Annotated in this window: 5 protein-coding genes and 4 pseudogenes; 1 reads left to right on the forward strand and 8 read right to left on the reverse strand. The window is 61.1% G+C overall.

What is annotated here, in order from left to right; translation table 11 throughout:
* Window positions 1-111 precede the first annotated feature (111 nt).
* The 8 genes and pseudogenes from MUN79_RS31970 to MUN79_RS21460 form a co-directional block, all read right to left on the reverse strand.
* Window positions 112-975: pseudogene (locus MUN79_RS31970) on the reverse strand (NAD(P)/FAD-dependent oxidoreductase); the annotation flags it as partial.
* Window positions 972-3,316 (reverse strand): annotated as a pseudogene (locus MUN79_RS21430) (molybdopterin oxidoreductase family protein). The pseudogenes MUN79_RS31970 and MUN79_RS21430, both read right to left, overlap by 4 nt.
* Before the next feature lie 36 nt (window positions 3,317-3,352).
* The gene (locus MUN79_RS21435; protein ID WP_244674601.1) at window positions 3,353-4,681 is read right to left on the reverse strand and encodes an MFS transporter; all 1,329 of its coding nucleotides are present in this window, start codon (window positions 4,679-4,681) and stop codon (window positions 3,353-3,355) included.
* 53 nt (window positions 4,682-4,734) lie between these two features.
* Entirely contained in the window at window positions 4,735-5,904 is a 1,170-nt protein-coding gene (locus MUN79_RS21440) for an alginate export family protein (RefSeq protein WP_311136791.1), read from the reverse strand.
* Between the two features lie 169 nt (window positions 5,905-6,073).
* Window positions 6,074-6,429: pseudogene (nirD, locus tag MUN79_RS21445) on the reverse strand (nitrite reductase small subunit NirD).
* A gap of 158 nt (window positions 6,430-6,587) precedes the next feature.
* Window positions 6,588-9,080, reverse strand: coding sequence for a nitrite reductase large subunit NirB (gene nirB / locus MUN79_RS21450; protein ID WP_244674602.1), 2,493 nt, complete (start codon window positions 9,078-9,080; stop codon window positions 6,588-6,590).
* Window positions 9,081-9,433: 353 nt separating this feature from the next.
* A complete protein-coding gene (locus MUN79_RS21455) occupies window positions 9,434-10,375 on the reverse strand; it encodes an ADP-ribosylglycohydrolase family protein (protein ID WP_244674603.1) in 942 nt (313 codons plus the stop codon).
* 11 nt (window positions 10,376-10,386) lie between these two features.
* On the reverse strand, window positions 10,387-11,487 hold the full coding sequence (locus tag MUN79_RS21460) for a zinc-binding metallopeptidase family protein (RefSeq protein ID WP_244674604.1): 1,101 nt from the start codon (window positions 11,485-11,487) through the stop codon (window positions 10,387-10,389).
* 657 nt (window positions 11,488-12,144) lie between these two features.
* Here MUN79_RS21460 and MUN79_RS21465 point away from each other — a divergent pair.
* A pseudogene (locus MUN79_RS21465) lies at window positions 12,145-13,424 on the forward strand (circularly permuted type 2 ATP-grasp protein).
* The last annotated feature ends 41 nt before the right edge of the window (window positions 13,425-13,465 follow it).

Below are 13,465 nucleotides of genomic sequence, written 5' to 3' on the forward strand. Positions count from 1 at the left end.
GACCGTCCGGCCGCTGCGCAACAGCTGCAGACGTTTGTCGCTGAGCTCGATTTTGCCTTCAATCAGCGCCCGAAACTCCTGCAACTCGGCTTTGTCGCCGATGAGAATGGCGCCCACCAGCCGGTCCTGGTGCACGATGCACTTCTTATAGTAGCGGCGGGCCTTGTCGATAAACACAATTTCCTCGTAGCTGCCATCATTTGTGGGGCACTCGGGCAGGCCGATGCTGCACAAATCGAAGCCATGAATCTTGATGATGTTCATAAACGTGCTGCCCCGGTAGAGGCTGCCCACGTCGCCGCTCAGGTAGCGGGCCACTACGGCCGCCTGCTGCTCGGCCGCGGCCGTAATCCCGTAGAGCGTGCCTTCGAACTCGGCAATTTCGCCCACGGCAAACACGCTGGGGTCTGAGGTTTGCAGGCGCTGGTTGACCACCACGCCGCGGCCGCACGCCAGGCCGCTGGCCCGGGCCAGCTCCAGGTTGGGCACCGTGCCAATGGCCAGAATCAGCGCGTCACAGTCGAGGCGGCGGCCGCTTTTCAGGCCCACGCCGGTAAGCTGAGCCCGGCCGTAAAACAGCTCTACTTCGTCGTTGAAATACAGCTCGCAACCCTGGTCCACCATTTCTTCCTGCAACAGCTGGCTGCCCAAGGCGTCGAGCTGCCGGTCCAGGAAGCGGGAAATACGCTGAATGATGGATACCCGCACCCCGGTTTCGCGCAGGGAAGCGGCCATTTCCAACCCCAGCAGCCCGCCGCCCACAATCACGACGTGGGCGTTCTGAGCTGGCAGGTGGCTTTTGAACTGGTCGGCGTCGAGGCGGCTGCGCATGGTGAAGATGCCGGGCAGGGCGGGCACGTGGCGGGGCACGGCGGCCCGGCTGCCGGTAGCCAGCAGTAGCACGTCGTAGTGGGTGCGCTGCCCGCGGGAGTCCACCACGTATTTCTCCGCCCGGTTGATTTCCTCCACGCTCACCCCCGGAGCAGCGCAATGTTATAGCCGGGCTCTTCCTCGTCGCGCATCTTAACCAGCTGCTCCCAACTCTGGTGGCCGCTAATGTAGTCGGGCAGCATCACCCGGTTGTAGAACGGGAAATCTTCCTTGCTGAAAATCGTGATGTCGTCGTTCGGATTCAGCTCCCGGTACGTCTTCACGAAGCCAAAGGCCCCGGCCCCGGCCCCCACTACCACGATGCGCTGCCGGGGTTTGCGGTACTTTTCGAGCTGCACGGCGCAGAACTTAAAGTCGGGCTCTTTGGAAATAGGGTCCACGGCGCCGGAGGTCAGGTTGTTGGCCCGGTGCAAATCAGAGCCCAGGAGCTTGCCCCAGTGCATAGGCAAAAACACCACACCCGGCCGGATACCCGAACTCAAGCGCGCCGCTACCCGCACCTCTCCCCGCCGTGAGCTGACCGTGACCAGCTCGCCTTCCGCCACGTGCAGGGCTGCCGCGTCTTGGGGTGCAGCTCTACAAAGGCCTGGGGAATGTGCTGGCGAAGCTTGCTGACTTTGCCCGTCTTGGTCATCGTGTGCCACTGGTCCCGGATGCGGCCGGTGGTCAGGATGAAGGGGAACTCCTCATCGGGAGCTTCGCTGCGGAACACGGCGGCCACGGGGTGAATCCGGGCCCGGCCCGAGGGCGTGTAAAACTGGTGGTCGGTGAAGAGCCGGGCCGTATCCGGGGCGGCCTGCCCGGGGCGGTAGGGCCACTGCACCGAGCCGCGCTGGCGCAGCACCTCGTAGGTCAGGCCCGAAATATCGAGGGTGGTGCCGGCCGTCAGGCGGGTGTGCTCCTGGTAGATGGCTTCAGTCGTGGGGAAATTGAAGCCGGCAAAACCCATTTTTTGGGCGAAGCGGCAGATGATTTCCGCGTCGGGAAGGGCTTCGCCGGGGGCGGCCACCACCCGGGGCAGGTAGCTGATGCGCCGCTCGGAGTTAGTCATGGTGCCTTCCTTCTCGGCCCAGGCGGCGGCGGGCAGGATGACGTCGGCATAGGCCAGGGTTTCGGGCTTCGAGCTGATGTCTTGCACTACCACGAACTTGGCTTTGGCCAAAGCCGCCTCGGCCTGGCGCACGTTGGGCAAGCTGGTCAGCGGGTTGGTGCAGACAATCCAGATGGCCTTAAGGCGTCCGTCTTCCAGGGCTTCAAACATTTCAGTAGCCGTAAAGCCAGGCGTTGAAGCCAGCGGGCCACTGCCCCAGAACTGCTGCACCTCGGCCAGGTGGGCGGGGTTAGTCAGGTTGCGGTGGGCCGGCAGCAGGTTCGATAAGCCCCCAACTTCCCGCCCACCCATGGCGTTGGGCTGGCCGGTCAGGGACAAAGGACCCGCGCCCGGCTTGCCAATTTGCCCGGTTATCAAATGCAGGTTCAGCAAGCTCAGGTTTTTGTCGACGCCCACCACGCTCTGGTTCAGGCCCATGGTCCACATCGACAGGAAGCCCCGGGCCGAGCCAATGTAGCTGGCCGCCAACCGGATATCCGCCTCCGCCACCCCGCACAGCGCGGCCGATTCGGCTACGGTGCGCTCCAACACCACTTGTTTGTAGTCTTCAAACCCTTCGGCGTGCTGCTCAATAAAGGACAGGTTGATGTCGCCGTTTTCAATCAGCACCCGGGCCAGGGCCTGGTGCAGCACCACGTCGGTGCCGGGAATGAGCTGCAGGTGCACGTCGGCCAGGGCGCAGGTGTCCGTTACGCGCGGGTCGACGACAATGATTTTGGTGGCTGGGTTGGCCGCTTTATGGGCTTCCACGCGCCGCCACAGAATGGGGTGACACCAGGCCGGGTTGGCCCCGGTGACCAGCAGGCAATCAGAGAGTTCAATGTCGTCGTAGCACACCGGCACGCTGTCCTCGCCCAGGGCCATTTTATAGCCCACCACCGCGCTGCTCATGCACAGGCGGGAGTTGGTGTCGAGGTTGTTGGAGCCGATAAAGCCCTTCATGAGCTTGTTGAGCACGTAGTACTCCTCCGTCAGGCACTGGCCCGAGGCGTAGAAAGCCACCGAATCGGGGCCGTACTGCTCGATGAAAGTATTGAACACGGCGGCCGTGCGCTCCAGGGCCTCGTCCCAGCTTACCCGCTGCAACGGGCGGCTGCGGCTGTAGCGCATCTGCGGAAACAGCAGCCGGTCGGTCCGGTCATTGACGGTGTACTGCAGATTCAGGCCCTTGCTGCACAGCGCCCCACGGTTGACGGGGTAGTCGGGGTTGCCCGTCACGGTCACGTCGCCGTTCTTCTCGGGCCTGACCAGCACGCCACAGCCCACGCCGCAGTAGCAACACGTGGAAGGAAGAGCGGTGGAAGGCAGGGCCATAGTTACCAGGGAATGAGTAAGAAAATAACTTCCGGCCTAAGCACCGGCCAGCGTCAGGGGCGCTTCGGTAGCGGCTTCGGCGGCCGGCTCACTTATTTCCCGGCGCACCAACCGCACCAGCAGCACCAGGCCGCCCACAGCCGCCACGCCGATACCGATGTAGAGAAAAGCCGTGCTGTAGCTGATGGAAGCCGATTTGAACAGGAAGCCCACCAGCATGGCACCCAGATTACCGCCTGCGCCCACTACGCCGCTCACGCTGCCCAGGGCCTGCTTATTCACGAAGGGTACAATGGAATAGGTGCAGCCGTTGGCCATTTTCAAAAACAAGGCAAACCCTAACATAGCAGCTATAGCCAGCGGCAGGCTGGGCGCTAGAGCAAACAAGGCAATACCCACGCCTTCGAGCACCAGCAGCCCACTCAGCAGCAGCCACTTGCCCTGCATGCCGTAAGTCCGGCCGGCCTTGTCGCTTACCCAGCCGCCCAGGCCGCGGGCGAAGATGTTCATGAACCCGAAGATGCCAGCCAGCATACCGGCCATGACCATCGTGGCGCCGAAGTGGTCGACAAAATACACGGCGGCCACGTTGTCGATGGTGATTTCAATACCGAAGCAGGCTCCGTAGGCCAAAGCCAATACCCAGGTGCGGTAGTCGCGCAGAGCCAGCAGAAACGTGCCTTTGGGCTGTTGGGCTGACTCGCGCTGAATATCAGCATAGTTGCCGCGGGGCGTATCCTGGGTGTATTTGTAATACAGCCAAGCCATAACGAGCAGAATCAGGCCGGGCACGACCATGGCCAGGCGCCAGGAGTTGGCCCGGTCTACGTAGCCCAGCGACACAAATCCGGCGGCCACCAGGGGCATGACCATGTTGGCAATGCCGCCGCCGAGGTTGCCCCAGCCGCCGGCCACGGCGTTGGCCGTACCCACCACGTTGGGCGCAAACATCATCGAGGTGTGAAACTGGGTGATGACGAAGGACGCCCCGATGATGCCGATGGCCAGCCGAAACAGCAGAAAGCTTTGGTAACTGTTGCTCAGGCCAATTAGCATGACCGGCACGGCCCCCACCACGAGCAGCAGCGTGTAGGTCAGGCGGGGCCCCAGCGTGTCGCAAAGCTTGCCGATAACCAGGCGGGCCAGAATGGTAGCCGACACCGAGGCAATGACGATGTTGCCAATCTGACCTTTGTCGAGGTGGAGCTGCTCGCGCACCAGGGGCATGAGGGGCGCAATGCCGAACCAGCCGAAAAAGCAGAAGAAAAACGTGAGCCAAGTCAGGTGAAAGGTGCGCATCTGCACGCCTTTCCCGGAGAAAATGGCGAGCTTATCCAGCGGCCGGGCACTCAGCAAATCGTCCATGTCAACAGAGGGTTAGAGGTGAAGTTGGCGTAGCAAGGGCGCTGATTTCGCGCTTAGTTTTTGAAGAGCACCGGCTTGAAGGTGAGCATGGCCCAGGCCCACTGGTTGTGGGCCTGCCCGGCGCGCCCCTTCAGTGCATCGAGCGAAGCGGTGGCCAGAAAGTGCGAGTAGCCCAGCTTGAAGTTGAAGTCCGGACTCACGTTGGCATTGAGCACCAGGTCCAGCTCCTCTCCCAGCCGGCTGCTCAGCGCTTGGTCCGTCGTGCCCGGCGAGTACACCGCGGCCGGCGACTCGAAGTGGTGCAGGTGGGCCATCAAACTGGTTTTGGGCGTCAGCTTGAAGTTGGTTTTCAAATAGAAGTCGGCCAGGCCGGCGGTGCGGCCATTCTGCCCGTGGTTGTTGCCCACGTAGAAGTAATCCATGTGCCCGTAAAAGGCGTGGTTGGTGCCGTAGAGCGGCACGAAGGCGTGGTTGCGGGAGTCGGTAGCGTCGGAGCCCGAGAGGTAGTCGGCGCCCAGCGTGAGGGGCGTGAGCTTGGTAGTGAGCGTCACGCTGCTCGCCGCCAGATAGGCCCGCACGGCACGACTGGCGGCATCGTAGCCGGTCTGGTAATAGGCTTCGGCCGTCAGGGTTGCCCGGCCGGCAGTGGCCTCGCCGGTCAGGCCGTAGGTCTGCCGGTAGTAGGTGGTGGAGTCAGTATGCTGCCGGCCGTCGTTGAAAAACAGGGCTGAGAGCTTGCCACGGGTCAAGTCCTTGTGCAGCCACAGGTACTCCATGGACTTGTAGTTGTCCACGCCGCCGTAGTAGGTGTCAGTCAGCTTGGCGGGCTCCAGGGAAAACGACTGGTTGAACCCCGCCCCGCCGTGCACAGCGAAGCCCGAGCTGTCGGCGTACATCAGCTTCAGGGCATCGTGGCTGCGGCCCTGCTGGGCCCAGTCCAGCCCGCCCAGAAACCGGGCGTTGTCATAGTCGAGCACCTGCCGACCCACCCGCACGGCCAGCCGAGGCGTGAGGTGGTACTGCCCGTAAGCCTCAAAGACGTTGAACAGGTTGGGGTCGGTTTTATATACCTGGCTGGTGCTGCCCAGATGCGCACGTCCTGCACCGAAAGCCGCACGCTCACCTTCTGGCGTCCGTAGTCCAGGTTGAGGCGGGAGCGTTGCTCGACGAAGAAAGCCGGCTGTTCCCGGGGCGTATTCACCGTCCGGAATCCGTCCCGTAATTCAGTCCGCGGCCGAATCTCCGCCGACACTATTACTTGCGCTACCGCCGCCGAGCCATGCAACGAGGCTGCCAACATCACCGCCCCAAAAAGCCTATTCGCAGTATAATTCTCGGGCATAAACAGTGGTTACCGGTGAGTAGACAGAGGTTTTAGCGGCGGGAGAAGTCCTACCCAGCTTCCAGGCCAATGAACACCAGGCCGTCTTCCACCTTAATCGGGTAGGTCCGGATGCTACACTCGTCGCCGTTGAGGCACTCGCCCGTTAGCAGGGAAAACGTGCGCTTGTGAAACGGGCAGGCCACTTTGGGCTCACAGGCTTCGCCGGTGCTGCCAATCATGCCCGGGCCAGGGCCATCTGCTGCTTGTGCGGGCACAGGTTCTGGGTGGCATACCACTCGCCGCGGCGGGCGAAGTTGAAAATGGCCACCTGCTCACCTTCTACCAGGGCGCAGGCCCCGCCGTCGGCCGGAATGTCGGTGGCGCGGCACACGGCCACCCACGTTACGTCAATGACAGTTTCCATCGTTTTCGGATCTGTTTGAAAGAATTTGGGCGGCGAATGAGCGGCGCTGCAACACCACCCACCGCGCCCGTGTTGCTCGTTGGTATTCCGGGCCGCCCCGGGGTGGGGCGGCAACGTATCCATTTTAAAAAGTGCTTTGGGGCCCTGTTACCAGGCTTTTACAATCTTCTGCCCCGTACCGGCTCAAACTCAATCGAGGGGTCTTTGAGCTCCGGGGCATTCACGAAGTGTGTGAACTGCCGGCGCAGCTCGGGGTTTTCGACCACCTCCCGCCACTCGCAGTGGTAATTTTGGATCAGCAGAGCCATTTCCGCTTCCAGCTCGGCGCAGATGCCCAGGCTGTCGTTGACCACCACGTTTTTGAGGTAAGCCAAGCCCCCATCCATCTTGTTGAGCCAGGTGGCAGTGCGCATCAGTGGGTCGGCGGTTTTGATGTAGAACATCAGGAACCGGTCGAGGTAGCGCACTAGGGTTTCCTTGTCGATGTCGGTGGCCAGGAGCTGGGCGTGCTGGGGCTTGGCTCCGCCGTTGCCGCACACGTAGAGGTTCCAGCCTTTCTCGGTGGCAATGATGCCGAAGTCCTTGGCCTGGGCCTCGGCACACTCCCGCACGCAACCGCTCACGCCGCTTTTGAGCTTGTGGGGCGAGCGAATTCCCTTGTAGCGGTTCTCAATTTCGATGGCCAACGACACGCTGTCGTGCAAGCCAAACCGGCACCAGGTGCTGCCCACGCAGCTTTTCACCGTGCGCAGGGACTTCCCGTAGGCGTGCCCGCTCTCGAAGCCGGCGTTGATGAGCTCCTCCCAGATGGCGGGCAAATCGCTCACGTGGGCCCCGAACATGTCGATGCGCTGCCCGCCGGTAATTTTGGTGTAGAGGCCGTACTTCTGGGCCACGCGGCCAATGACCATGAGCTGCTCGGGCGTGACTTCACCGGCGGCAATACGGGGCACGACCGAGTAGCTGCCGCCCTTCTGGATGTTGGCCAGGTACCGGTCGTTGGTGTCCTGAATCGTGTTTTGCTTGACAATCAGATCATTCCACAAACCCGACAAAATGCTGCCGATGGCCGGCTTGCAGGTTTCGCAACCGTCGCCCCGACCGAAGTGGTCCAGCGCGGCGTCGTAAGTGCGGATGTCGTTGATTTTGAGCAGGTCGAAGAGCTCCTGCCGGGAATACTCGAAATGCTCACACAGCACGTTCTTGATGTAGGCGCCCTGGGCCAGCAGCGTACCGTTGATCAAGTCCTTGACCATGGGCACGCAGCCCCCGCAGCCGGTGCCGGCCTTGTTGCACTTCTTCATGCTGTCCACCGTCGTGACGCCCAGCTCGGTGACGGCCCCGCAGATGGCACCTTTGGTGATGGCCTCGCAGGAGCAAACCAGAGCCTCGTCGGGCAAGCTCATCACGCCGGCGCCTTCAGTGGCTTCTCCGCCCCGGGCCCCCAGAATCAGGTCTTCGGGGTGGGGCGGCAGCACGATTTCGTTGTTGACGGTCTGCAGCAGCATGTTATAAGCCTCCGCGTCGCCGATGAGCACGCCGCCGAGCAGGTACTTGCCGTCGGAGCTGATGTTGATGCGCTTATAGACCCCGCTATGGGCGTCCTCGAACACGATGGAGCGGCTGTGGGGCTCGGCAATGAAGGGGTCGCCGAAGCTAGCCACGTCCACGCCGATGAGCTTGAGCTTGCTGCTCATGTCGTAACCCGTGAAGGCCCGGGCACCCTGGGTAAGCTGGCTGGCTACTACCTCGGCCATGTCGTAGCCGGGCGCCACGAGGCCGTAGATCATGCCCCCGTGCAGGGCGCACTCGCCAATAGCGAAGATGCGCGGGTCACTGGTTTGCATCTCGTCGTTGACGACGATGCCGCCGCGCAACCCTACTTCCAGGCCAGCCAGCTTGGCTAGCTCGTCGCGGGGGCGGATGCCGGCGGAAATCACCAGCATGTCGACTTCCAGCACGGAGCCGTCGCCGAAGTGCAGGGCTTCAATCTTGCTTTCCCCGACGATGCTGCTGGTGGCTTTGCTCAGGTGAATTTGCAGGCCTAGGGCTTCGAGCTTGGTTTGCAGCATCTGGCTGCCGGCCGCATCGATCTGCCGGGGCATGAGGCGGGGCGCAAACTCAATGACGTGGGTTTGGGGCACGCCCAAATCGAGTAAGGCTTTGGCCGCTTCCAGCCCCAACAAACCGCCGCCGAGGACGGCGCCGCGCTTGGCGGTGGTAGCATAGGCCTTGATTTCCTCCAGGTCCTCAATGGTGCGGTATACCATGACCCCGGCTTTTTCTACGCCGGGAATGTCGGGCACGAAGGCCGAGGAGCCGGTGGCCAGCACTAGGTAGTCGTAGGGCTGCACCAGGCCGCTGCGGGCGTGTACCGTTTGGCTGGCCCGGTCAATTTCCTGCACCGCGTCGCCCAGGTGCAGGGTGATATTATGGTCGTGGTACCACTGCAGGGGAGCCATGAGCAGGTCATCGGCCGTCTTGCCCGCGAAGTATTCGCTCAAGTGAACCCGGTCGTAGGCAACGCGGGGCTCTTCCCCGAAGACGACCAGATTGAAGGCCGAGGTTTTGGCAAGAAGCTTCTCGCAAAACTTATAGCCCACCATGCCATTGCCGATAACAACGACGGTAGGAAGCGGCTGCAGTACCATATGCCTAAGGAATTAGGACGACGAAGAGAGACGGTTTTACGAGTGGGTGGGATAGGAAAAGCGGAGCGGGCAATCAAACAAGGGCGCAAAACTACACACCCTTCAAATTTTACAGTCCTTTCAGCTGCATTCATACAAGTATAGCCAAATACACTCTTAATCAAAAGGTATGTATCAATATATTTTATATCATTTTAGAAAATACACCCCAAATCCTAAGGTCATATCTACACAATCAATGATTTTATCTTTCACCCGCCATAAGATAATTCAAGGGTATAGCAGACGCAGCAAGGCCCCGTAGAGACGCTGCTCCACGGGGCCTTGCTGTATCCGTAACCGATTCTTGTTCTTTAAAAAAGCAGCCGGTCAGCCAGGGCCTCGATTTCGGCTCGCTGCACCAGCCCCTGTCGCCACTCAGCCGGGATTTGGTCGGCGCCAAAATACAGCCCGGCCAACCCACCAGCTACGGCCCCCGTCGTGTCGGCATCGTCGCCGAGGTTGACAGCCGTAAGTACCGTATCCGCATACGACTTCCCGCGCAACAAGCACCACAGCCCCGCCTCCAGCGTGTGCACCACGTAGCCCGACGACTGGATGTCAGCTTCCGGAATCAAAGCCAACTGCTCATCGAGCACTCGGGCGTAGCGGTCTACTTCCTTGGCCAGCTTAGGCAGCAGGCCCAAGGGTACCTCCCGTAGCAGCCGCTGGTGCGCCTGGGCCGGACTTAGGCCCTGTAACAGCCCCCAGGCCATTTCCAGGTAGAGGTAGCAGCCCAGCGTGGAGCGGTAATGGCCGTGGGTGAGGCTGCACACGCGGTGCGTAAGGCGCTGCCGCTCGGCGGCGTCGGCTTGCTGCCAGAGCGGATGAAACACCAGGGGCAAAATGCGCATTAAGGCCCCGTTGCCATTATCAAACTCCCGGGTGCCACCGGCCTTTTCGGGAGCTATGCCTTCCCGCAGGCGAAAAATAGCCTCGCGCGTAGCTATACCTACATCGAACACCTGGCCGTGGGGCGTCCAGTAGCCCATATCCAGCCAGTTGATAAAGCGGCGGCTCAGGTCCTGCACGTCGATGGCATAGGCTCCCACGTGGGTCAGGGAAGCCGCCAGGCAGAACGTTAGGGAGGCATCATCCGACCAGGTGCCGACGGGCTGGTTATGCGTGCCATAGGCCCGCATGCTGACCACCGGGTCGAGGCGGCGCCGACTGCGGCCTTCAAATTCTACGGGCACGCCCAAAGCATCCCCCACGGCTAATCCGAGCAAGGCTCCCCGGCACTGAGCAATAGTCATAGCAGCAATTTTTACTGCAAAGTAGGCTGAACCGGGGAAAGCTGGGGCTGATGGCAGACCCGGTGCACAAAGTCGAGCTTGCGGCGCACATCGGGGTTAATGATAAAGGGGTACGGGTCGGGCAGGCCCATACTGCGGTTCAGGCTGTTCAGGGCAAAGGTGAGCGGCACCCACAAATCCAGTATCGTGTCGAGCTTGTCGAGGTGGTAAGGGTCCAGGCAGATGTCGGCGCTCATCTGGGCACTGGCCGGCGCCACGCCGGGGTTTATTTCCAGGCCGAAGGCGTGCGCCGTTTCCAGCGTATCCACAATATGCAGGTAGTGCGCCCAGGTTTCGGCCCAGTCTTCCCAGGGGTGGGTAGTGGCATACTCGCTGATGAAGTGCTCCTGCCAGTCGGTGGGCGCGCCTTGGTCGTAGTGCACCTTCAGCGCTTCGCCATAGTCCTGCCGGTCGTCGCCAAAGAGTTGCCGAAACTCCTCCAGCCAGGCCGTATTGTCCACGAGCCGGTCCCAATAGTAGTGGCCTACTTCGTGGCGAAAATGGCCCAGCACGGTGCGGTACACTTCGTGCATAGCCTTGCGGGCCATTTCGCGCTCTATATCGTCGGCCTCGGCAATGTTGATGGTAATCAACCCGTTGTCGTGCCCGGTCATTACCTTCTGGCCGCCTTCTTCCGGCTTGTCGGCTAAGAAGTCGAAGGCCAGGCCGGTATCGGGGTTTTCCGTTTTGCTGACCAGCGGCAGGCCCAGGCGGAGCAGAGTATACACCAGCCGGTGCTTAGCCTTTTCCAGGGTCAGCCACCGCTGTCGGTGCTCGGGCTTGCTGAGCTTGGGAATGGTGCTGTTCAGGGCGCAGGCCCGGCAGAATTCCTCGGGGCTGGCCGCGGGCACCAGCCAGTTGCAGGCCTGCTCGGCGTGGTTGGCGCAGTAGCGGTAGGTTTGCTGCTGTTGCTGCGGGTTGCCGACTTGCTGAAAGGACTGGTCCGCGTGCTCCTGCAGGGCCACGATGCGCAACTGGGTCGGATCGAAGCCCAGCGGGTACTGGCACTGCTCGCACCGGTCGTTTTCAAAATAGACGAGTTGCTGGCAGTGGGTGCACTTAAAGAGTTTCATAGCGGACAGGAATGCAAGAGTAAGTTGCCTACTTCGAACGGGCGACTGTCTGATTGGTTGGGGTTTGCTGACTACCCTACCGCTTCCCGGCTCATACAGAAGCTTTTGATAATAAAAAACTTGCTATAATTACATTTTATACCACACAATCCCTAGCCACCCTGCCTACGTCCTCGACGGTGCTACCCCGCCTACACCCTGACGCAGCCCAGCCGACCCGACCAGTCCAAAACGCCCTTACTGCCCAGCTAGCCGGTTTACCATAAGCTCAACCATAGCAGCGACTTTCTAGTAACTGGCCTTTTACCCAACGTAAACTTACGGATTGAGAATGAGGGGCCAAGCAGCAAAACCATTGCCATTATTATAAAAGTACAACATTACCCAAAATTCGTACGTAAGTACCAGCCTTACCGCGGAGTGGCAGTTGTAATTGCCCGGAGCCTGGCTCCCGGCCCCGTGTTGGCGCCGCCCGCTTGCCGTAGACTAATGAAAGAAACTTCCTTATTACACGCCTACCAGGAACAGCCCGGGGTGTGGGACGAAATGTTTCACGCCAACCAGATTCGGCCCGAATACCAGCACTTTGTGTCGGCCATCGAAAACCTGCCGGGCTCGGAAATGACCCGCAAGGATGAGCTGGCCAAAAAGCTCTTCATGAGCCAGGGCATCACCTTTACGGTGTACAGCAGCGGAGAAGGCATTGAGAAAATCTTTCCCTTCGACATCATTCCGCGCATCATTCAGCACCAGGAGTGGAAGCACATTGAGGCCGGCATCAAGCAGCGGCTGCTGGCGTTGAACATCTTTCTCAAAGACGTGTACCACCAGCAGTTCATCATCAAGGACGGGCTGATTCCGGCTGCCCTGGTGTACTCCTGCCCCCAGTTTCTGCGGGAGATGATGAACGTGCAGGTGCCCTACGACATCTACACCCACGTGGCCGGCGTGGACCTGATCCGGGACGCGGACGGGCAGTTCTACGTGCTGGAAGACAACCTGCGCACCCCCTCGGGCGTGTCGTACATGCTCGAAAACCGCAGCATTACCTCGCGCATCTACCCCGACTTGCTGCCCAAGAACAACGTGCTGCCCGTGCGCGACTACCCCGACCTGCTGCTGCGCAACCTGCAGGCCCTGGGCAACCGCCACATCAGCGACCCGACGGTGGTGCTACTCTCCCCGGGCATTTACAACTCGGCCTATTTTGAACACACCACCCTGGCCCGCCTCATGGGCATCGAGCTGGTGGAAGGCCGGGACCTGATTGTGCACAACCACCACGTGTTCATGAAAACCACCAAGGGCCTGAAGCAGGTGGACGTGATTTACCGGCGCGTGGACGACGAGTTTCTGGACCCACTGGTGTTCCGGCCCGACAGCGCCCTGGGCGTGCCCGGCATCTATGCGGCTTACCGCAAGGGCAACGTGGCCATCGTCAATGCCATGGGCAACGGCGTGGCCGACGACAAGGCCGTGTACTCCTACGTGCCCGACATGATTCGCTACTACCTGAACGAGGAGCCGATTCTCAAGACGGTGCCGACCTACCAGATGAGCAACCCCGACCAGCGCCAGATGGTGTTTGAGCGCATGGACAAGATGGTCATTAAGCGTACCAACGAGTCGGGGGCTACGGCATGCTCATTGGCAGCAGCGCCACCGAGGAGCAGATGCAGGCTTTCCGCCAGGCCATTCTGGATGACCCCCGCTCCTTTATTGCCCAGCCCATCATCAGTTTGTCGTCGACGCCCTGCTACCTGAACGGCGTGCTCCAGCCCCGCCGCGTGGATCTGCGACCCTACGCCCTTTATGGCCCCGGCGGCATCGACATCGTGCCCGGCGGCCTCACGCGCGTGGCGTTGCAGGAAGGCTCCCTGGTAGTAAACTCCTCGCAGGGCGGCGGCAGCAAAGACACCTGGGTGCTGGGCGAGTAGCGCCAATGCTGCACCGGTTCCGGTAGACATTTCGCCTTTTT

The organism is Hymenobacter cellulosilyticus, assembly GCF_022919215.1.
GTDB classification, from domain to species: domain Bacteria; phylum Bacteroidota; class Bacteroidia; order Cytophagales; family Hymenobacteraceae; genus Hymenobacter; species Hymenobacter cellulosilyticus.

Coding starts and splice junctions, on each gene's coding strand:
- MUN79_RS21435 (WP_244674601.1), bottom strand. CDS start 4,681: ATGGACGATTTGCTGAGTGCCCGGCCGCTGGATAAGCTCGCCATTTTC.
- MUN79_RS21460 (WP_244674604.1), bottom strand. CDS start 11,487: ATGAAACTCTTTAAGTGCACCCACTGCCAGCAACTCGTCTATTTTGAA.
- nirB (WP_244674602.1), bottom strand. CDS start 9,080: ATGGTACTGCAGCCGCTTCCTACCGTCGTTGTTATCGGCAATGGCATG.
- MUN79_RS21455 (WP_244674603.1), bottom strand. CDS start 10,375: ATGACTATTGCTCAGTGCCGGGGAGCCTTGCTCGGATTAGCCGTGGGG.